Genomic DNA, 18,376 nt, shown 5'->3' on the forward strand with positions numbered 1-18,376 from the left:
TCGCTTTGGTCTGTCCGGTCAAAGCGATACCCACCCTTCCCGGATTATTCTGAGGTACTTGAGATGACATATCCAACTGATGAAAAACCACAATCCGCCGGCAGGCGCAATATTCTGCGCGGCACTGCACTGGCAGGCGCCGCGGCGCTGACCGGTTCCATGCTCTCGGCTGCGACGGTCACACGCGCGCCGGTCGCGCCACCGCGGATCAACATGCCCGGCGCCAACATGCTGCGCGTCCAGCAACAGCAGATCGATCAGGCCGCGCCTGTCGATCTGTCCGGGCTGGAGCGGGTCAAGCAGAAGATGGTCCGCCCGCCCTTCGCACCGAAACATGAACAGGTCGCACAGGGTGGCCCGAAAATCATCGAGGTCGAGCTGGTCGTGGACGAACGCCTGATGGTGGTCGACGAAGACACCGGCGCGTCGATCTGGGCAATGACCTATAACGGTTCGGTTCCCGGTCCGCTGATCATCGTGCATCAGGACGACTATATCGAACTGACGCTGAAAAGCCTTGGGCGGAACCAGCTTGAGCATAACATCGACTTTCACGCCGCAACTGGCGCTTTGGGTGGCGGCGCGTTGACGCATATCTATCCGGGCGAAGAAACCGTGCTGCGCTTCAAGGCGACCAAACCGGGCTGCTTTACCTATCACTGCGCACCCGGCGGCGCGATGATCCCCTACCACGTTTGCCACGGTATGAACGGCGCCGTCATGGTGCTGCCGCGTGACGGGCTGAAGGACAAGGACGGCAACGCGCTGCCCTATGACGAAATCGCCTATATCGGAGAGCAGGATTATTATCTGCCAAGGAACGCCGACGGGACCTACAAGACCTACTCCAATGCTGGCGATGACTATGCCGAATCGCTTGAGGCGATGCGGACGCTGACGCCAAGCCATGTGGTGTTCAACGGTTCTGTCGGGGCGCTGACCGGCACCCAGGCGCTGCACTCGAAAGTGGGCAATACCGTGCTGATGATCCACAACCAGTCCAACAGGGACAGCCGCCCGCATCTGATTGGCGGTCACGGTGACTACGTCTGGGAAACCGGCTTTGCCGAGCCGCCGTTGACCGGTGTCGAGACATGGTTCGTGCGTGGCGGGACAGCCATGGCGGCGATGTACAAGTTCGAGCAGCCGGGGGTTTACGCCTACGTCAACCACAACCTGATCGAAGCGGCGATACTGGGCGCGACCGCGCATTTCGTGGTGGATGGCGAGTGGAACAATGACCTGATGGAGCAGATCGTGGCGCCCCGCCAGGCCGAAGTCTGACACCGGAAAAAAGGGAGCGCCCGTCATGACACGCCAATTCAGGATCGCATCGGTGATGCTGGGATCGGCCTTGGTGGCGGGTGCGATAATCGCCGGGGTCGCGTGGATGCCACGCGGCCCCGATCCGGCGTTTTTACCAGATATGATTGGGCCGATTTCGGTGGATACCGACAGGTCCGTCTGGGTGCAGAAATATCAGGTCACGGTGGCGGAATGGAACGCCTGTCATGACTCGGGCGGTTGTGCGCTGCAGATCGTCGTGCGTTCGGATCAACAGCCCGCCACCACGCCCGCGACCGGGATCAGTCATCCCGATGCGCAACAATATATCGATTGGCTGAACCACGAAACCGGCGGGGCGTATCGCCTGCCCGGTGTGGCCGAATGGACCGAGGTTGCGCAGGGTGTTCTGCCGGACAAGCCGGAACCGCTGTTTACCGATCCGTCCCTGCGCTGGGCCTCTGCCTATATGGTCGAGGCAAGCATTCCCCGCGCCCTGAAACCTTCGGGCAGCTTTTCAACCACGGACGACGGCGTCTCTGATCTGGGTGGGTCGGTCTGGGAATGGACGCAGGACTGCTATGCCGGAACCGGAGAGCCGCTGACGCCCGACCGCTGTCCGGCATTCTATGTCGCCGGGCTGCATATCGCGGCCATGTCGTTTCTGGAACGCGACCCGGCGCGCGGTGGGTGTGCGGTCGGTGTGCCGCCTGCGCATCTGGGCTTGCGGCTGTTTTCGGACGTGGCGTCCTGAAAATCTGTCTGCGTCCCGGGTTTTAGCCTTTGTTTCGCCGCTGCACGCTTAGGGATTGAACGCGATTGGCAATGAAAAATGGTGAACTCCGGCGGGCAATCCGCCGGGTGCCGGTTTGAAGCGCGCACGTCTGACGGCAGTCAGGGCGGCCTGATCAAGCTTTGCTTCGCCCGAGGATTGTCGCAGTTGCACCGATGACAGCGCGCCTGCCGTCGATACACCGATCGACAGGATCGCTGTGCCACGGCTGCGGGTGCCGGCGGGGTATCTTTTGCGGCGTTCCACTGCGGCGCGGATGCTGTTGCCCCATTGCGCCATCAGGGCCGGGCTTGCCGCCTGCCGCTTGGCTGTCGTTTTTGCGCTGGCATCATTGCCGGATGCCTTGCGCTGCCCAGACCCCTTGGCGGTCTGGCTTTTGGTGGGCTGGCGTTTGGCGGATTCGGATTGCTTGGCCGGGGCAGTCAGGGTCTGTTTTCGCGGTGCCGGGCGCAGCTTGGGGCGGACAGAGGCGGTGACCGCCAGTGGCGAGGGCGGCGCTGCGGTGTCGATGGTGGGAAGGCGTTCAAAATCAGGCGGCGCGGTCGCCGCCATCGGCATGATCGGGCGCTCGGGCAGTTCGGGTCGGACGGGTTGGCTCAAAGACGGTTCCTGCGGCGCGACCGGGGCGACGGGTGAGGGCGTATCGATCTGCTGGAGCGTCTCCACCGGGCGATCCCATTCCGCGACCATGGCAGAGACGTCCTCGGTGCTGGCCGCCAGCGTGATCATGTCGCCGCCCGCGCTGCCTGCCGATGGTGCCACGCCCGCCGTATCACGCTGAAACAGGGCGAGATGCGACACCGTGGCGAGCATCAGAAAGACGGTGAATTCCGCAACCTGTCTCATGATCCGCGCAGTGCAAGATCAATGGAGGAAAACCCCATACCCGCCAGCCGTGCCAGGACCGCCGCAATCTTTGGCGTGGGCAGGTCGGCATCGGCGCGAATGGTCAGCCGCTGATCTGCCTTGACCCCCGCGAGCGTCATCCAGGCAGCGTCGTCCAAACCACCCCGAAATCCGACCCCGCCATCGGCAGAGACATAGAAGGTCATGTCTTCGTCCAGCGGGTTGTCGCTTGGCGAAACCGGCAGGGTCAGGTCGAAAGGCGGCGCGGGGGCGATCCGCGCAGTCATCATGAAAAAGATCAGCAGCAAAAATACCACGTTGATCATTGGCACGACAGATTCCGCGATGCGGCGGCGGGGGACGGGTTTGAACTGCATCGGCGCTACTCCACCACCGTCAGCCGAGTGAATCCGGCCTGCCGCAATGCCCGCGCCACGTCGATCAGCCGTTGCAGGGTGGTGTCGGCACCGCCGCGCAGAATGATCAGATCATCGGCATCGTCCATCAGCGGGCGCAGCTGTGTCACCAGCAGATCCGGCGCAACAGCGACTCCGTTCAGACGCAGGTCACCTGCCCCGATGTCGACCAGCCGCGGCGGACCGGTATAGGGGCCGGCACTTCCGGGCGCTGAGAGCGGCAGCGCGTTGTCGTGCCCGAACTGCGAGGCGAGCATGAAAAATACCAGCAACAGGAAAACCACGTCGATCATCGGTGTCAGACTTGGCCTGCGACGCGGCCTTGGGGGCGCGAAGCTGAACATCAGGCTGCCTTTGCGGGCCGTTCCGGCGCATGGATGAACAGCTTGGTCGCCATATCCTCCATATCCGCTTGCACGCGTTCTGCGATCCCTTCAAACCAGCTGAGCGCCACCGCAGCCGGGATGGCAACGGCCATGCCAGCCGCCGTGGTCAGCAGCGCCTCCCAGATACCACCGGCCAGAATGGCGGGATCAGCCTGACCGCCGCTTGTCTCCAGCGCCTGAAACGCCTCGATCATTCCCAGAACCGTGCCAAGAAGACCGATCAGCGGGGCGATTGTCACGATCAGTTCCAGCGGACGCAACCCGTGGCGCAACGCCGTCAGCTCGCGTCCGGCCAGCCGTGTGACTTCTTCCCGGGCCAGAATGTCTGGCAACGACCGGGCCGCCAGCGCACCCGCCACGAAACGCGCCCGTATGTTGCGCCGGGCGCGCGGTTTGCCCGCCTCGGTTCCCGCAATGGCCGCATCGACCAATCGTGTCGCCTGCCGTGATGACCACGCACCCGCCAACAAAAGCCGCCAGAGTTTCCACAGGATGATCGCGAGGGTCAGCACCGAAAGCACCGCGATCGCGACAAGTGCAGGTCCGCCGGTTTCAAGAAACCTCTGTGCTGCCTCTGTATCCATTGTCATCCTCATTGCCCCATCATCCCTTTCAGGCTTGGTCCGATATCGGTCTGCCATTGTTGCGCGCCCAAGGCCGTGGCGCGATAGACTGCGGCCCCCACAGCTTCTCCCAGAGCGGTGTGCAACCCGGCATAGTCCGACTGCCCCGGCGGTGCCGCAATCGCGATGCAATCGGTGCCCGTGCCGGTTGCGATACCGCTGGTGAGCGGCAGGTCGATGTCCATGATCGCCGCCGTGCGAGCCTGTGTGGCGATGCTGAGCGTTTCGATCAGCCCGGTCTGCGACAAGGCGTCAGACACGCGCACGGCAATGTTGATCGTTCCCCAGTCCTGCGCCTGACGGTTCTCACGATGCCCGACCCGTTCGGCGTTGGACAATCCGACAGTTGCGACGCAATCGGCGGTCGTGGCACCGACGCTTGCGGAAGCCTCGTGAAAGCAACAGACATGGCGCGAGGTCAGAAAGGCGACGGTGTCCTCAAACCCCTGCGCTTTCAGTTCGTCCTTGAACCAGCCCGTCACATCCATGTCACGCGGCAGATCGGCGTTGCGAACCTCGCGCCAGACGATGCGCCGGGCAGTGACAAAGCCGGGCCGGTTGATCGCCCAACTCAGCACCTGCATCTCGGCCCCCAGATCGAAGGTCAGCCAGGGCTGTGCAAGACGGACAAGGCTCATCCCAGCACCTCCAGCGGTTGAAACACCAGACCATCGGGCGTGACCTGCAAAAAAGCGCTGATGCCGAAGGTATCGCGCACCAGATCCGGGGTCAGCACATCCAGCGGCGGACCGTCGGCGGCAATCTTGCCCCGGTCGATCACGATCAGCCGGGTACAATGGCGCGCGGCAAGGCCAAGATCGTGCAGCGAAACGATAACCGAATGCCCCTCGCCGGCCAGTGCGGCGAAGGTGCGCATCGTGGCGATCTGATGCGCCGGGTCGAGCCCTGCTGTGGGTTCATCCGCCATCAAAAGCGGCGCTTCTTGCGCAAGGGCTCTTGCGATCAACACGCGGGCCTGTTCGCCGCCCGACAGCCTTGTGGCGGTGCGGGCGCGATACCCGGTCAGCCCCATGCGCTGCAACGCACGCTCGACGGCGGCGTGGTCTGCGTCACTGGGGCGCTGACCCGGCCCGAGATGCGGCGTGCGGCCCAGCATGACCAGCGTTTCAACATCCACCGGCCATGCGATTTCCCGTGACTGGGGCATCCAGGCGACGGCCCGACCGCGTTCGCGCGGGTTGAGCGACGCCAGCGAGCTGTGCCCCCTCGCGTCGATCAGCCCAAGCGCGGCGCGCATCAGCGTTGTCTTGCCCGCACCGTTCGGGCCAAGGATGCCAACCAGTTCGCCGGGCCCGACGCGCAGATCGATCCCGCGCAGGATTTCACGCTTGCGCCGGGTGACCGAAAATCCGTTGAGAGTCAGCAGGCTCACATCCCGTCCCGTCGCGTGCGAAAGATCAGATGCAGGAACAGCGGCGCACCGATCAGGGCGGTGACGACACCCAGTTTCAGATCGCGGGTGGGCAGGATGACCCGCACGGCAATATCCGCCGCAAGCAGCATCGCCGCGCCGCCAAGGCCCGACGCCCAGAGCAGACGACCGGGCCGTGCCCCCACGAAGGGGCGCAGCAGATGCGGCACCACCAGCCCGACAAAACCGATCGCCCCCGCCACTGCGGTCGAAGCGCCGACCACGGCAGCGGTGCCAAAGATCAGCGTCAGGCGCAGGCGGCTGAGGCGCACGCCCATGGCCTCGGCCGCGTCCTCGCCCAGCGTCAGGGCATCAAGCCCGCGCGACAGCGAGAGAAGCAGCGCCGCACCCAGCACGATCAGCGGCAGCGCGATCCACACATGGGTCATCGAACGGTCGGCCAGCGAGCCCATCATCCAGAACACAATTTCATTGGCGGCAAAGGGGTTGGGCGACAGGTTCAGCACGAGGGAGGTGAACGCCCCCGCCAGTGCCGAAATGGCGATCCCCGCAAGGATCAGCGTCAAGGACGATCCGCGTGGCCCCGCCAGCACCAGCACCAGAAACATCCCGATCAGCGCCCCGCCAAGCGCCGCCAGCGGCAGGCCCAAAGCAAAACCCGCCGCAACCCCGGTCTGAATCGCCAGCACGGCACCCAGCGCGGCCGAGCCCGACACGCCGATCAGCCCCGGATCGGCCAGCGGGTTGCGCAGATAACCCTGCATCGCCGCCCCGGCGAGCCCCAGCGAACCCCCGATCAGCAGACCCAGCAGGGCACGCGGCAGACGGATTTCACGCATCACCAGCGTCATCGGCCCTTCGTCACCGGCCACAAGCGCCGTCAGGCTTTGCAGCGGGCCGATATCCGCAGGCCCGACCAACAATGCGGTGATGAACAACACCCCAACCAGCGCAGTCAAAAGCAGGGCAAGCCGGGTCATCGGGTTGCGCCCTGCAGGTCACGGCGCAGGTCGACCATATCGTCGATCGCCTGCAGCACATATGGCGTGCCGCAAACCCAATCGCTGTCGGTCATCGCTGCCTCGGGTCGCGCGCGGCGCAGGGTCTCGATCACCGGATGTTCCATGATCTCTTCCGAGCGCGAGCCACCGGGATAGGGGCGGCTGGTGATCACCGTGTCGGGCTGCGCCATCGCCAGAACCTCGAGCGGCAGAAACCCGGCATCGCTGAAGCCGACTTCGCCCGCGATATTTGCCAGACCGGCGGTGGTCAGGATCTGCGAGGCCAGCGTCTTGTCCCCCGCAGTATAGCCATTGGCATGGTAAATTGCGGCGCGAGGGTGCGATGCGATCTCGGTCTGAAAGGTCGCCAGTCGCGCCTCGAATTGGGCAATCAGGGTTTCGGCACGGTCTTGCTGGTGCAGAACCTCGCCCATTTGCTTCAGACGATCCGCAACATCAGTCAGGGAATCCGCAGGATCGAACACCGCGACGGGAATGCCCAGGCGTTTGAGCATGTCGACGCTGGCGCGGGCGGTAAAACTGCCTGCGATCACCAGATCGGGCTGCATCAGATAGATTTCTTCCGCCCGCCCGTGATGGGTCGGATAGGCCGCCGCCGCATCGACCATTGCCGAACTGCGCGGATCTCTAGAGAGATCGGAAATCGACAAAAGCTGCCCTGTGCCCGCAACCAGCATGGCCAGTTGATCGGTGCACAGATTCATCGACACGACGCGGCGCGGTGCCGCCGTGACTTGATCCGCAGCGCCCGGATCGGGCGACAAACCTGCCGCGCCCGGACCGGGCGACAATCCCGCCGCGCCCACCATCAGGGTGAACGCGGCAAGACGCGTGATGCGATCAGAACTTCGCACGAACGCCAAAGAACGCGGCCCGGCCCGGCGTGTTATAACCACCAGCCGTTTCGTAATCTTCGTCGAAAACGTTCTCGATCCGCAGATACCCCGTGGCATTGTCGGTGATATCATAGGACAGGCCGACCCCGACCAGCGTGTAATCCTTAACCTTGTGATTGGCGGGCGCATAGATGCTTGGGATAACGTCGGCAACGTGGCGCAGATCCACATAACCGCTCAGCTTGTCGGAAAAATCACTGCTCGCCCCAAGAACGAGATCATGGCGCGGTGTGCGGGACAGTCGGTCACCGTTGGTCTGCGCATCGGTATAGGTATAGTTGCCGTAAAGGCTGACAGCGGTGTTAAGCGCGTATTCACCGGACAGTTCGATACCCTTGGATTTGGTTTTTCCGGACACCTGAGTGTAACAGCCATAGCCACTGCCACAGACCGTGGCAAAGTTGTCCCAATCAATTCGATCGTCGATTTCCGTGTAAAACAGCGTCGCCTTGACGGATCCAACATCGCTGAACGACTTTTCCACTCCAAGCTCAACGCTGCGGCTTTGTTCTGGCTGAAGGTCAGGGTCGCCGGCCGCACTGAACCGCTCATACAGCGACGGTGTGCGGAACCCGGTTCCAACAACCGCCCGGAATGCCAGATCGTCTGCCGGGCGCCAAACCGCCGCAAGCCTGCCCGTGGCCTTGCCGCCAAAGCTTGAATTGTCATCATAGCGCAGGGCAGCAGAGATATCGATTGCGTCGGTCGGGCGGAACAGCAGTTCGGCCTGCGCCGACGTGGTGTGATCCGACTCGGTTATCCCGTCTGTCGACGCCTCTTCCTTGGTGCGATCGATCCCGAAGTTCAGAGTGTACATTGCGCCCAGCTCGGCACTGCCGAGATAGGCAACCTGTCGGCGCTCTCCGGCGAAATGTTTGGTCCACCCGGTCGGATCGCGACGATCCACGTCGAAGTGGGAAAAGCTGAGCGTATGGGTGACGGCACCGGTCTGCATTTCGGCAAAGATCCGTGCGCCGAGTTCTTCTTGAAAGTTGGTGCCTGAATTATCCGTCGCGGACCGGTCGATTTCGGTTTCTCCGTCCCGGTAATAGATTGCGCCGCCGAGTGTGACCATATCGTTGACGGCGTGTTGCGCCGAGAATGTCAGCGTCGACTGCTTGAATCCATCGTCTTCGTCGTCGCCTGCGATGGACGAAATACCGTCAGACTCGACCCGTCCAAAGGTCAATGCGACCTCGCCCTGATCCGTCTTGTATCCGAGGTTCAGTGTGCCGGAATATGTGCCGAAGCTGCCCGCCTCAGCCGCAATTTCGGTCGAGAATCCTAGCCGCTCGGGGCGGAATGTCTGAATATCGACAACGCCGCCAATCGCCTCAGAACCATAAAGCGCCGACTGTGACCCTTTCAGGACCTCGATACGCCCGATGCCCGAGGCGGTAAGGCCGCCAAAATTATACATGCTCTGGGTCTGTGACGGGTCGGACACGTTGATACCGTTGATCCGCACACCGACATACGCCGCTGGCAAGCCTCTGATCCGTATCGAAGAAACTGTGCCAAACCCGCCATTCGATGTCGAGCTGACGCCCGGAAGCCGGTCCAGCCGGTTGATGACCGACGAATCATTGGCCCCGACATCCTCGCCGGTCAGAACCTCGACGGTGGCGCCGGTGCTGTCAGTGGTGACGGGCGAAAGGCTCCCTGATACGACAATCGTATCAAGTTCGAAGGCGTCCTGCGCCAGCGCAGGAACCCCCGACGCGATAACAGCCACAGTGGCCAGCAAATAAGAACGGGTCATCAGTTTTCCCTCGGAGCGGCCCAATCGGACCGGCAGACGTTGACGTGTCTTGTGAGGGATTTACCCCCGCAGACGGTGAAAACACCACGAGCGGACGTTCCGCAGCCCCGACGCCCCTCGCGCCCGGACAGGGTGAACACCTCGGCAGGTCTCCTGACTCGCGGGTCAATGCTTGGCCGGTCCTTCCCATCACGCAGGCGTGACAGTGGTTATTACCGGCTTCGCTCTCCGCCTACAGTTGCGGGGGCAGTCGTGGAATTGGCCGATTGGCCGTACCACATTCCCTTTTAACCGAACGGCAGACCGTCCGGACCGAAGGTTTCCCTGATACAAAGAACTGGGCGTTTTGGAAAGGCCGGAAACGAACGCGCCTGAGGGAGCGCCCGTGATCCTGTCGCAACACTTTGGGTGCGCCGGTGGGTGAGAACTCGACCGCGCCCGCCCAGCAACAGGCGCCGCATCAATCAGGCGTCACGTGCCGATGTCGTCGGGCGCCACCGCAACGGACTTCATGATCGCAAAGCAAGGTTTTCCGGGGGCCAGTTCCAGCGCCTCACACGACCGCCGGGTGACGCGGGAAAGGACCGTTTGGGTGCCGATACCGATTGTGACGATCGCCCCCGGACCAACCCCCATGCGAACCTCGCGCACCGTGCCCTCCAGCAGGTTGAGCGCGGATATATCCCGGGGCCGGCTGGTTGCCAGCATGACATCCTGTGCGGCGATCCTGACCCTGATCCGGGCACCGACCGGCGATGGGATGCGCGGCAGAAACAACTGTCCCGTCCCGATGGCCAGTTCAGTCAGCCCGTCTGCGTGATGGGCAACGACCCGCGCCGACAGGACCGCCCCGGCCCCGCGAACCCCCAATGTCGGCGCAATCGCCGGATCGCCAAGCACTTCGGCAGCAGGGCCGCAGCGCACGACGCGCCCGTCTTTAAGAACCACGATCGTTGTCGCAAGCCGGGCAATCTCGGCGACGCTGTGGCTGACATAGACAATGGGAATTTCAGTCTCGTCGCGCAGACGTTCGAGATAGGGCAGGATCTCCAGCTTTCGCGACTCGTCCAGCGCGGCAAGTGGTTCATCCATCAACAATAGACGCGGGGCGGACAGCAATGCCCGCCCGAAGGCCACACGCTGTTTCTCACCGCCCGACAGTTTGGCAGGACGGCGCGCCAACAGCGGCCCGATGCCAAGCATTTCCACGACATGGTCGAAATCGGCAGTGCCATGACGTTTTGCAAACCAATGCCCGTACAGCAGGTTCTGGCGGACGCTCAGATGGGGAAACAACCTGCCTTCCTGAAAGACATAACCGATTTTGCGGCGATGGGTCGGAATCCATCGCCCCGCCGTGCTGTCGAACAACTCGCGCCCATCAACGCTGATCCGCCCGGAATTTGGCCGCAGCAGCCCGGAAAAGGCGTTGACCAGCGTCGTCTTGCCCGAGCCGGACTGCCCGAAAATAGCGGTGACACCCGGCGGTGCTTTGAATGCAACGTCAAGGCTGAAATCCGGAAACCCGTGCTGGACAGAGACCGACAGGCTCATGCGCCCCGGACCCTGCGTGCGACGCGTTCAGCGATGAATTCCGACATCAGCAATGCGGTCATCGCCACGGCAACCGCGACGATCACCAGCTTGAGGGCCGAGCTTTCGCCGCCGGGCACCTGTAGAAAGGCATAGATTGCAGAGGGCAGGGTCTGGGTCTGGCCGGGAATGTTCGACACGAAGGTGATCGTCGCGCCGAACTCTCCCATCGCCTTGGCAAAGGCGAGGATCGCACCCGCAATAATTCCCGGCATGATCAGCGGCAGGGTGACGGTGGCAAACACCCAGAGCGGCGATGCGCCAAGGGTCGACGCGGCCTGTTCCAGTTTAGGGTCGACCGCTTCGATCGACAGGCGAACCGCCCGCACCATCAACGGAAACGCCATCACGCCCGCCGCCACCGCCGCCCCCGTCCAGCGAAAGGCGAAGACGATTCCCACCTGCTCAAGCAGCCCGCCGATCGGCCCTTTGGTGCCCAGCGTCAGCAACAGAAGATATCCGGTGACGACAGGGGGCAGGATCAGCGGCAGATGCACAAGGCCGTTCAGCACCTGTTTTCCCGGGAACTGCCACCGGGCCAGCGCATAGGCGGTGAAGATCCCCAAAGGCAGGCTGACAAAGGTCGCCCACAGCGAGACACGCAGTGAAAGTGCGACCGCCTGCCATTCCTGTGGGCCGAGCCAATCCAACTATTCGTCCAGCACGGTAAAGCCTTGGCGCTCAAACACCATCCGCGCGACATCACCGCGCAGGAATTCAAGGAACTGTGTATTGAGGGGGTTCCCGCTCGCCGCGACTATGGCCGCAGGATAGATGATCGGCGGGTGCGAGCCTTCGGGGAAGGTGGCGATCACGCTCACCTTGTCGTCGGCGACGGCATCGGTGGCATAGACGATTCCCAAGGGTGCCTCTCCGGTGGAAACAAAGGCGAGTGCTGCACGCACGTTGTCGGACTGTGCGACCTTGGGTGCGACATCATCCCAGATGCCAAGGCTTGTCAGGGCCGCCTTGCCATAGATACCAGCGGGCACCGCATCGACCATCGCCATGGCCAGCCGGTTTTCCCCCAGCATGCCCGCCAGATCAAAGCCTTGCGAGATTTCGACCGGCACGGCGTCGCTGCCGTGGGCCACAAGGACAAGCGTATTGGCAAGGAAATCAAACCGGGTTTCCGGCAGGATCAGATCGTCACTCTCAAGCACATCCATCCAGTCGGGATTGGCCGAGATGAAGATATCCGCAGGCGCGCCCTGCTGAATCTGACGCGCCAGTGCCGAGCTTGCCGCGAATGACACCGCGACGGTATGGCCGGTTTGCTCTGCCCATTGCATCGACACCTCATCCATCGCGTTCTTCATGCTGGCGGCGGCAAAAACCGTCAGATCACCGGCGGCGCTGGGCAATGGTACAAGTGTGATGGCGGCGGCAACCATCGCTAAAATCTTGCGAAGCGGTGTTTTGATCGCCATGTCAGCGCCCTTTTGGGTACGATATGTTCGTTAAAACGCATCGCAAATTCTCAATGCGTAGTGCAAGCCTTATTTCCCGCTAGACATATCGAGGGTGAGCGTAAGAACCAACGCAAGATCGGCCTTGCCTGTCTCTGGGGTCCGGATTTCCGGTCTGGACGGGAAGGCGGTGGCGCGGCGACAGCTGTGCCGCTATCAATCAAAGGTCCAGCAGAGTGGCGAGTGCATGCCGCGGCCGTGTCACATCACTGAGAGTGTAACCGTCCAGCGTGGCAAAGAATGCCTCCTGCGCTTCGGCCAGAGGGCCGCGCAATCCGCAGACGGGCAGGATGAGGCAGGACTTGTCGGGCCCGAAACACTCGACAACCGGTTCGCCGCGCTTCATCGCACGCACGACAGCGCCGATAACGATCTGATCCGCCGGACGTGCAAGGGTCAAACCACCGTTGCGGCCGCGCTCTGAGGCGACGAACCCTTCGCGGGCAAGTTGCGTGGCGACTTTGGACAGGTGATTCTCGGACAGCCCAAAGACCGCCGCAATCTCGGACGTCGGAATCCGCGCCGGAGCGCGCACCGCTAGGGTCATCAGGACACGCAAAGCGTAGTCTGTAAATTTATCCAACTGCATCGGCTATATTTAGCATTTACAATGCGCAATTAAAAGCGTTAGATATTGCGCATCTAAAATACTTGTTAAGGAGCCGAACCGATGAGTCTTTCCGAAGCATTTCTCTGGCCCGGAACAAAGGTCTGTGAGCGTATGGGCGTGAACCCCGAAGGTGAGGCAGGTCTGCTCCGCTGGCTGGTCAACACGCTGGTCTATCTTGTGGTCTGCCTGACCGTTGTCTGGATTGTTATGGTATGAACATACCACCGCGAATTCCCGTCACCGAGGCGCAGATCGACCGGGTTGTGGCGCGGTTCTATGAACGTGTGCGTGGCCATCCGGCACTGGGGCCGATTTTTGCTGCGCATGTGTCCGACTGGCCAACGCATGAAGAAAAGATCGGGCGATTCTGGCGCAACGCGCTTTTGTTGCAACGCTGTTATGACGGTAATCCGATGCAGGTGCACAGCGCGGCGGGCAACGTCCGGGCCGCGCATTTCCCTGTCTGGCTGTCGCTGTTCGATGCCACGTTGGAGCAGGAATTGCCGGAACCTCTGGCGCGGGCATGGTCGGCATTGGCGCACCGGGTCGGTCGCGGGCTGAGCTATGGCCTGCCGCAACAGGATGACCGCGGCCCTGTGCCTTTTCTTGGCGAAGACTGGTCAAAGAGAACCCCACCGTCGCTTAAAAGGAGCGGATGATGACCGCCGGAACCGCGCAGCGGATGCGCGCTTGGTCAGGCCCGGCTTTACTGTCCTACGGGTTTCGCCCGTTTTTTCTGGGTGGGGCGCTCTGTGCGGCCGGCGCGATGGTGCTGTGGGTTTTGATGTTGAGCGGTCAGGTGACCCTTCCGACACGCTTTGACCCGGTGTCCTGGCACGCGCATGAGTTTCTGTTCGGGACGTTGGGCGCGATCCTTGCCGGTTTCCTGCTGACCGCGGTGCCGAACTGGACCGGGCGGTTGCCGGTCACCGGATGGTGGCTGGGCGGGCTTGCATTGCTCTGGCTTGCGGGACGTGTGGCCATTGCATTTTCGGCAAGCTTTTCATCGGGCACGACTGCCGGAATCGATCTGGCCTTTCCGATCCTGTTGGGCGCGGTGATCCTGCGCGAAATTCTGGCAGGCCGAAACTGGAAGAACCTGCCGGTTCTGGGCTTGCTTGCCGTATTCGCGCTTGCGAACGGGCTGTTCCATCTTGATGCGGCGCAGGGGCGGTTTGCGGCGCAGGGCGTCGGGTTGCGGCTGGGGGTTGGGACGGCTGTGATGATGATCTCTCTCATTGGCGGACGTGTCGTTCCCTCATTCACCCGCAACTGGTTGGTCGGTCGGGGCCATCCCGCACGCCCCGCCCCGCCCATGCAACAGTTCGACAAGGTGGTGTTGCTGTTTACGGCGGCGACCATGCTGTCGTGGGTGATCTGGCCCGCATCGGATCTGACCGGATATGCCATGCTGGGGATGGGTGTTTTGCATATCATCCGCCTTGCCCGCTGGCGGGGATGGCTGACTGCCGCCGAGCCTTTGGTTCTGGTGCTTCATGTGGGCTATGGGTTTTTGCCGTTGGGCGCATTGGCCGTGGGCGGCGCGATGCTTTGGCCTGATGTCTTCGCCTCGGGCGCGGCACAACATCTGTGGATGGCAGGGGCGATCGGTTTGATGACCTTGGCGGTGATGACACGCGCGACACTGGGGCACACCGGACGCCCCTTGAAGGCGGGGCCGGGCACTGTGGCGATTTATGTCATGGTGGTCTTGTCGGTCACTGCACGGCTGGCCGCCGGTATCCTGCCCGATCTGCCGCTGGTTGAAGCGGCGGCAGTGTTCTGGATCGGCGCGTTCGCCGGATTTGTCGTTCTGTACGGTCCGTTGCTGCTGCGTGCGAAACCCGGCAAGGCGTGATGGGCTGGGCCGGATTCATCGCGGCTTTTGTTGCGTTCTTTGTCAGTCACCGGCTGCCGCTTCGACCTGCGGTTCGGGCGCGGCTGGTTGGTGTGCTGGGCCGACGCGGGTTCACCATTGCCTATTCGGTCCTGTCGCTGGCGGTTCTTGCTTGGTTGATCGTGGCGGCAGCGCAGGCGCCTTATGTTGCCATCTGGAGCAGCGCGCCGTGGCAGGCATGGGTGCCGCTGGTCGCCATGGCGGCGGTCTGTCTCATCTTGTGTTTTGGCATCGCCCGGCCCAACCCGCTGTCCTTTGGCGGGGCGCGCAACGAAAGCTTTGATCCGGCACACCCCGGAATCGTTCGATGGATGCGGCATCCGCTTTTGGTGGGGCTGGCACTGTGGGCCGGGGCGCATCTGGTGCCGAATGGCGATCTGGCGCATGTGATCCTGTTCGGTCTGTTCGCCGGTTTTGCAATGCTGGGGATGCGGATCGTTGACCGGCGCAGGCAACGCGCGCTGGGCGCAGAGCATTGGGCATCCTTGCGCCAACAGATCGCCCTTGGCCCGCGCATACCGCATCCGGAATCGTGGAGCGGGGTCGGTATAAGGCTGCTTTTGGCTGCGTTGATCTATCTGGTCTTGTTGGCGCTTCACCCGGTCGTTCTGGGTGTCTCACCGCTGCCCTGAGCTGTCGTGATTGTCTGTCGGACCGGGCTGAACCATCGTGAAATTCCGGTTTGAACCGATCCTGTGAAACACTGCTTCGCACCGGCATCAGAGCCATCAGCGACCTTTTCTGTTCGGCAGAGACGAAATTGCGTCGCGGTGGGCCTTGCCCCTGAAATCGTATTGCGACCCGCCTGTGGTGCTGTTCGGCCCTTGGCAGGGTTCCGATACTGTAAATCGCGCTCCCCGCGCCAGCTAACCCCCATAAATCAAAGCGGATAGCAGGCAGAAGTCGCCCTGTTTTCAAGTGAAAAACCATCCTGCGTCGGGTCAAAATCGCTGCGGCATCGGCAAGAAACCGACCGCCGAGTCAGGTGGTCAACCCCACTCAGTATTCAAATGCGACGCGCCTAATGTCGCAAATGAGCACTTATCAGGTTGAATTCCTGAGGCATAAGGGTAGGTTGGCGACCGAGTTCGGCCAATCCCGTCGTCGCACACCGCCTTTACGGCACCAGATTGCCGCGCAGGCAAATGCCTGCACAGGGCATGACTGTGGCACTGATGGGTTTTAGGTGGATGCGGCAACGCAAGGCTGTGACCCGTCAAAGACAGACACTTGAAGGAGAAACTGCATATGAAGAACGTTATCTACGGCGCGGCCTTTATGGCACTTGCTGCCCCGACGGCGGTTTTGGCTCAGGAACAATGCGGCGATGTCACAATCACCGAGATGACCTGGGAGTCGGCGGCCATCGTTACGGCGGTTTCCAAGTTCCTGATGGAACAGGGCTATGGCTGCGACGTGACGGTGGTTCCGTCCGACACCACACCTGCGATCACCTCGCTGGCCGAAAACAACGAGCCCGATATCGTGACCGAGCTGTGGACCAACTCCACCGGTGAAGTCTATGAAAAGCTGAAAGCAGACGGCACGATCGAGGAATTGGGCCAGGTGCTTGATCCCGGCGGCGTCGAAGGCTGGTGGCTGCCGACCTATCTGGTCGAAGCACATCCCGAACTTGCGACAATCGAAGGCGTGATGGCGAACCCCGAACTGGTTGGCGGCATGTTCCATAACTGCCCCGATGGCTGGGGTTGCCGCATTGTCAGTGACAACCTGGTCCGCGCCTTCAACCTCGAAGACTCGGGGATTGAGGTCTTCAACCACGGCTCGGGTGAGACACTGGCGACGTCGATGGCCTCGGCCTATCAGGACGAAAAGCCTTGGTTTGGCTATTATTGGGGGCCGACTACGCCTCTGGGCAAATACGCCATGACCAGCATCGATCTGGGCGAATATGACGAAGCGGCGCATCTGAACAACCAGAACACCCAAGCGGACGATCCCAAGCCGTCGGCGTTCCCCGCCGCGCCCGTGCTGACCGTTGTCACGAAGGACTTCATGGCAAGCCATCCTGACATCGCCGAGTTGATGGGCAACGTCACCTTCAAGACCGACACGATGAGCCAGCTTCTGGCGTGGAAAGAAGAAAACAACGCCTCGAACGAAGAAGCGGCGGTATATTTCCTCCAGAACAATGTCGATGAGTGGAGCACCTGGATCAACGATGGCGCAACAGAAAAGCTGTCGGCACTGCTGAAATAAGCAGTCGCCAAAAATCCGGCCGGGGGCGTCCACAGATGTCGGCCCCGGCCATCGTTTTTTGAAGAGCAACAATAACAAGGAGAAACCTGCTATGATAAAACGTATTCTGTCCGCCACCGTGATTGCCGCTGCGGCCCCTTCAATTGCCGCCGCCGACTGCGGTGAAGTTACCATCACCGAGATGACTTTTGCCTCGGCCATCATCACCACCGAGATCGCTTCGTTCCTGATGGAGCAGGGCTACGGCTGCAACGTGACCCGCGTACCCTCCGACACGATCCCGGCGCTGACATCGCTTTCCGAGAACAACGAACCCGATATCGTCACCGAGCTTTGGGTCAATTCCGGTGGCGCATCCTATGACAAGCTGAAAGCCGATGGCGTGATCGTCGATCTGGCCAGAGTGCTGGAGCCCGGCGGCGTCGAGGCATGGTGGATTCCCACTTATCTTGCCGATGCGCACCCCGAATTGAAAACGATTCAGGGGATCATCGACAACCCCGAACTGGTCGGCAACCGGTTCAACAACTGCCCCGATGGCGGTTGGGTGTGTGGCATCATCAACCATAACATCGCGCGGTCCTATGACTTTGACGCAGCCGGAATCGAGGTTTTTGATCACGGTTCGGGCGAGACGCTGGCCGCATCGCTTGCCGCTGCCTATGAAGACAAAGAGCCGTGGTTCGGATATTATTGGGAACCGACAGCGATCATGGGTCGTTATGACATGACAATGGTCGACATCGGCGCCGTTGATGTCGACGCGCATGAGGGAAACCTGGACCCGAACGTGGCCGATCCCAAGCCGAGCGCCTATCCGCCCAGCCTTGTCTATACAGTTGCCACGACATCATTCGTCGAGCGCGAGCCTGAAGTGGCCGCAATGATGGGCAAGCTCAGCTTTCCGACCGATGAGATGAGCGCGCTTCTGGCGTGGAAAGGTGACAGCAACGCTTCGACCGAAGAGGCTGCAGTCTATTTCCTGACAAACAACAAGGAAATATGGGCCGATTGGCTGAACGACGACGCACGTGCACGGTTGTCCAAGCTGTTGGGGGGCTGACGGACCGGGCCGCAAGGCCACGACAACTCCATAGTAGCGCGACGCGGCATCCTTCGGATCGCCGGTCGCGTTTTCTTATCAGATGAAAGAATGGGCCGCAGTC

Annotated in this window: 21 protein-coding genes and 1 riboswitch; of the genes, 8 read left to right on the forward strand and 13 right to left on the reverse strand. The window is 61.9% G+C overall.

What is annotated here, in order from left to right; genetic code table 11:
• Positions 1–63: 63 nt before the first annotated feature.
• Both nirK and FQ320_RS02640 read left to right on the forward strand, forming a co-directional pair.
• Positions 64–1,284 (forward strand): copper-containing nitrite reductase, encoded by a 1,221-nt coding sequence (gene nirK / locus FQ320_RS02635; protein WP_148469771.1) that lies wholly within the window; start codon positions 64–66, stop codon positions 1,282–1,284.
• 25 nt (positions 1,285–1,309) lie between these two features.
• Complete coding sequence (locus tag FQ320_RS02640) at positions 1,310–2,038, forward strand: SUMF1/EgtB/PvdO family nonheme iron enzyme (RefSeq protein WP_187393750.1); 729 nt, start codon at positions 1,310–1,312, stop codon at positions 2,036–2,038.
• Between the two features lie 48 nt (positions 2,039–2,086).
• On the opposite strand, the gene FQ320_RS02645 is transcribed toward FQ320_RS02640, so the two are convergent.
• From FQ320_RS02645 to FQ320_RS02705, 13 genes are all read right to left on the reverse strand, one after another.
• Positions 2,087–2,923, reverse strand: coding sequence for an energy transducer TonB (locus FQ320_RS02645; protein WP_148469772.1), 837 nt, complete (start codon positions 2,921–2,923; stop codon positions 2,087–2,089).
• Entirely contained in the window at positions 2,920–3,300 is a 381-nt protein-coding gene (locus FQ320_RS02650) for a biopolymer transporter ExbD (RefSeq protein ID WP_148469774.1), read from the reverse strand. Before FQ320_RS02650 ends, FQ320_RS02645 begins: the two co-directional genes overlap by 4 nt.
• A gap of 5 nt (positions 3,301–3,305) precedes the next feature.
• Positions 3,306–3,683: an ExbD/TolR family protein gene (locus FQ320_RS02655; RefSeq protein WP_370513009.1), complete on the reverse strand. Its 378-nt coding sequence runs from the start codon at positions 3,681–3,683 to the stop codon at positions 3,306–3,308.
• Complete coding sequence (locus tag FQ320_RS02660) at positions 3,683–4,315, reverse strand: MotA/TolQ/ExbB proton channel family protein (protein WP_255509342.1); 633 nt, start codon at positions 4,313–4,315, stop codon at positions 3,683–3,685. The genes FQ320_RS02655 and FQ320_RS02660 overlap by 1 nt, the downstream gene beginning before the upstream one ends.
• A 2-nt stretch (positions 4,316–4,317) precedes the next feature.
• Positions 4,318–4,986, reverse strand: a complete 669-nt coding sequence (locus FQ320_RS02665; RefSeq protein WP_148469780.1) for an adenosylcobinamide amidohydrolase — start codon at positions 4,984–4,986, stop codon at positions 4,318–4,320.
• Positions 4,983–5,741 (reverse strand): ABC transporter ATP-binding protein, encoded by a 759-nt coding sequence (locus FQ320_RS02670; protein ID WP_148469782.1) that lies wholly within the window; start codon positions 5,739–5,741, stop codon positions 4,983–4,985. Before FQ320_RS02670 ends, FQ320_RS02665 begins: the two co-directional genes overlap by 4 nt.
• Positions 5,738–6,721, reverse strand: a complete 984-nt coding sequence (locus tag FQ320_RS02675) for an iron ABC transporter permease (RefSeq protein ID WP_148469784.1) — start codon at positions 6,719–6,721, stop codon at positions 5,738–5,740. Before FQ320_RS02675 ends, FQ320_RS02670 begins: the two co-directional genes overlap by 4 nt.
• Positions 6,718–7,617, reverse strand: a complete 900-nt coding sequence (locus tag FQ320_RS02680) for an ABC transporter substrate-binding protein (RefSeq protein WP_255509360.1) — start codon at positions 7,615–7,617, stop codon at positions 6,718–6,720. Before FQ320_RS02680 ends, FQ320_RS02675 begins: the two co-directional genes overlap by 4 nt.
• Positions 7,604–9,421 carry a TonB-dependent siderophore receptor gene (locus FQ320_RS02685; RefSeq protein ID WP_148469786.1) on the reverse strand — a complete coding sequence of 606 codons (1,818 nt, stop codon included), beginning with the start codon at positions 9,419–9,421 and terminating at the stop codon, positions 7,604–7,606. The genes FQ320_RS02680 and FQ320_RS02685 overlap by 14 nt, the downstream gene beginning before the upstream one ends.
• Before the next feature lie 125 nt (positions 9,422–9,546).
• Positions 9,547–9,753: riboswitch (cobalamin riboswitch) on the reverse strand.
• A gap of 139 nt (positions 9,754–9,892) precedes the next feature.
• Positions 9,893–10,975: a molybdenum ABC transporter ATP-binding protein gene (gene modC / locus FQ320_RS02690; protein ID WP_148469789.1), complete on the reverse strand. Its 1,083-nt coding sequence runs from the start codon at positions 10,973–10,975 to the stop codon at positions 9,893–9,895.
• Positions 10,972–11,664: a molybdate ABC transporter permease subunit gene (gene modB / locus FQ320_RS02695; RefSeq protein ID WP_148469790.1), complete on the reverse strand. Its 693-nt coding sequence runs from the start codon at positions 11,662–11,664 to the stop codon at positions 10,972–10,974. The genes modC and modB overlap by 4 nt, the downstream gene beginning before the upstream one ends.
• Positions 11,665–12,444, reverse strand: a complete 780-nt coding sequence (modA, locus tag FQ320_RS02700) for a molybdate ABC transporter substrate-binding protein (protein ID WP_148469792.1) — start codon at positions 12,442–12,444, stop codon at positions 11,665–11,667.
• 199 nt (positions 12,445–12,643) lie between these two features.
• Positions 12,644–13,072 carry an Rrf2 family transcriptional regulator gene (locus FQ320_RS02705; protein ID WP_148469794.1) on the reverse strand — a complete coding sequence of 143 codons (429 nt, stop codon included), beginning with the start codon at positions 13,070–13,072 and terminating at the stop codon, positions 12,644–12,646.
• An 81-nt stretch (positions 13,073–13,153) separates the two neighbouring features.
• On the opposite strand from FQ320_RS02705, the gene FQ320_RS25490 reads away from it, so the two are divergent.
• The 6 genes from FQ320_RS25490 (at position 13,154) to FQ320_RS02730 (ending at position 18,273) form a co-directional block, all read left to right on the forward strand.
• On the forward strand, positions 13,154–13,309 hold the full coding sequence (locus FQ320_RS25490) for a hypothetical protein (RefSeq protein WP_187393751.1): 156 nt from the start codon (positions 13,154–13,156) through the stop codon (positions 13,307–13,309).
• Positions 13,306–13,752, forward strand: a complete 447-nt coding sequence (locus tag FQ320_RS02710) for a group III truncated hemoglobin (RefSeq protein ID WP_148469796.1) — start codon at positions 13,306–13,308, stop codon at positions 13,750–13,752. Before FQ320_RS25490 ends, FQ320_RS02710 begins: the two co-directional genes overlap by 4 nt.
• Positions 13,752–14,951, forward strand: coding sequence for an NnrS family protein (locus tag FQ320_RS02715; protein WP_148469798.1), 1,200 nt, complete (start codon positions 13,752–13,754; stop codon positions 14,949–14,951). The genes FQ320_RS02710 and FQ320_RS02715 overlap by 1 nt, the downstream gene beginning before the upstream one ends.
• Positions 14,951–15,622 (forward strand): NnrU family protein, encoded by a 672-nt coding sequence (locus tag FQ320_RS02720; RefSeq protein ID WP_187393752.1) that lies wholly within the window; start codon positions 14,951–14,953, stop codon positions 15,620–15,622. Before FQ320_RS02715 ends, FQ320_RS02720 begins: the two co-directional genes overlap by 1 nt.
• A 616-nt stretch (positions 15,623–16,238) precedes the next feature.
• Positions 16,239–17,210, forward strand: a complete 972-nt coding sequence (locus tag FQ320_RS02725) for an ABC transporter substrate-binding protein (RefSeq protein ID WP_148469802.1) — start codon at positions 16,239–16,241, stop codon at positions 17,208–17,210.
• 91 nt (positions 17,211–17,301) lie between these two features.
• On the forward strand, positions 17,302–18,273 hold the full coding sequence (locus FQ320_RS02730) for an ABC transporter substrate-binding protein (protein WP_187393753.1): 972 nt from the start codon (positions 17,302–17,304) through the stop codon (positions 18,271–18,273).
• Positions 18,274–18,376: the final 103 nt, after the last annotated feature.

Source organism: Oceaniovalibus sp. ACAM 378, from assembly GCF_008085915.1.
Classification (GTDB): domain Bacteria; phylum Pseudomonadota; class Alphaproteobacteria; order Rhodobacterales; family Rhodobacteraceae; genus Oceaniglobus.

Coding starts and splice junctions, on each gene's coding strand:
- nirK (WP_148469771.1), top strand. CDS start 64: ATGACATATCCAACTGATGAAAAACCACAATCCGCCGGCAGGCGCAAT.
- FQ320_RS02640 (WP_187393750.1), top strand. CDS start 1,310: ATGACACGCCAATTCAGGATCGCATCGGTGATGCTGGGATCGGCCTTG.
- FQ320_RS02645 (WP_148469772.1), bottom strand. CDS start 2,923: ATGAGACAGGTTGCGGAATTCACCGTCTTTCTGATGCTCGCCACGGTG.
- FQ320_RS02650 (WP_148469774.1), bottom strand. CDS start 3,300: ATGCAGTTCAAACCCGTCCCCCGCCGCCGCATCGCGGAATCTGTCGTG.
- FQ320_RS02655 (WP_370513009.1), bottom strand. CDS start 3,683: ATGTTCAGCTTCGCGCCCCCAAGGCCGCGTCGCAGGCCAAGTCTGACA.
- FQ320_RS02660 (WP_255509342.1), bottom strand. CDS start 4,315: ATGACAATGGATACAGAGGCAGCACAGAGGTTTCTTGAAACCGGCGGA.
- FQ320_RS02665 (WP_148469780.1), bottom strand. CDS start 4,986: ATGAGCCTTGTCCGTCTTGCACAGCCCTGGCTGACCTTCGATCTGGGG.
- FQ320_RS02675 (WP_148469784.1), bottom strand. CDS start 6,721: ATGACCCGGCTTGCCCTGCTTTTGACTGCGCTGGTTGGGGTGTTGTTC.
- FQ320_RS02685 (WP_148469786.1), bottom strand. CDS start 9,421: ATGACCCGTTCTTATTTGCTGGCCACTGTGGCTGTTATCGCGTCGGGG.
- modC (WP_148469789.1), bottom strand. CDS start 10,975: ATGAGCCTGTCGGTCTCTGTCCAGCACGGGTTTCCGGATTTCAGCCTT.
- modA (WP_148469792.1), bottom strand. CDS start 12,444: ATGGCGATCAAAACACCGCTTCGCAAGATTTTAGCGATGGTTGCCGCC.
- FQ320_RS02705 (WP_148469794.1), bottom strand. CDS start 13,072: ATGCAGTTGGATAAATTTACAGACTACGCTTTGCGTGTCCTGATGACC.
- FQ320_RS25490 (WP_187393751.1), top strand. CDS start 13,154: ATGAGTCTTTCCGAAGCATTTCTCTGGCCCGGAACAAAGGTCTGTGAG.
- FQ320_RS02710 (WP_148469796.1), top strand. CDS start 13,306: ATGAACATACCACCGCGAATTCCCGTCACCGAGGCGCAGATCGACCGG.
- FQ320_RS02715 (WP_148469798.1), top strand. CDS start 13,752: ATGACCGCCGGAACCGCGCAGCGGATGCGCGCTTGGTCAGGCCCGGCT.
- FQ320_RS02720 (WP_187393752.1), top strand. CDS start 14,951: ATGGGCTGGGCCGGATTCATCGCGGCTTTTGTTGCGTTCTTTGTCAGT.
- FQ320_RS02725 (WP_148469802.1), top strand. CDS start 16,239: ATGAAGAACGTTATCTACGGCGCGGCCTTTATGGCACTTGCTGCCCCG.
- FQ320_RS02730 (WP_187393753.1), top strand. CDS start 17,302: ATGATAAAACGTATTCTGTCCGCCACCGTGATTGCCGCTGCGGCCCCT.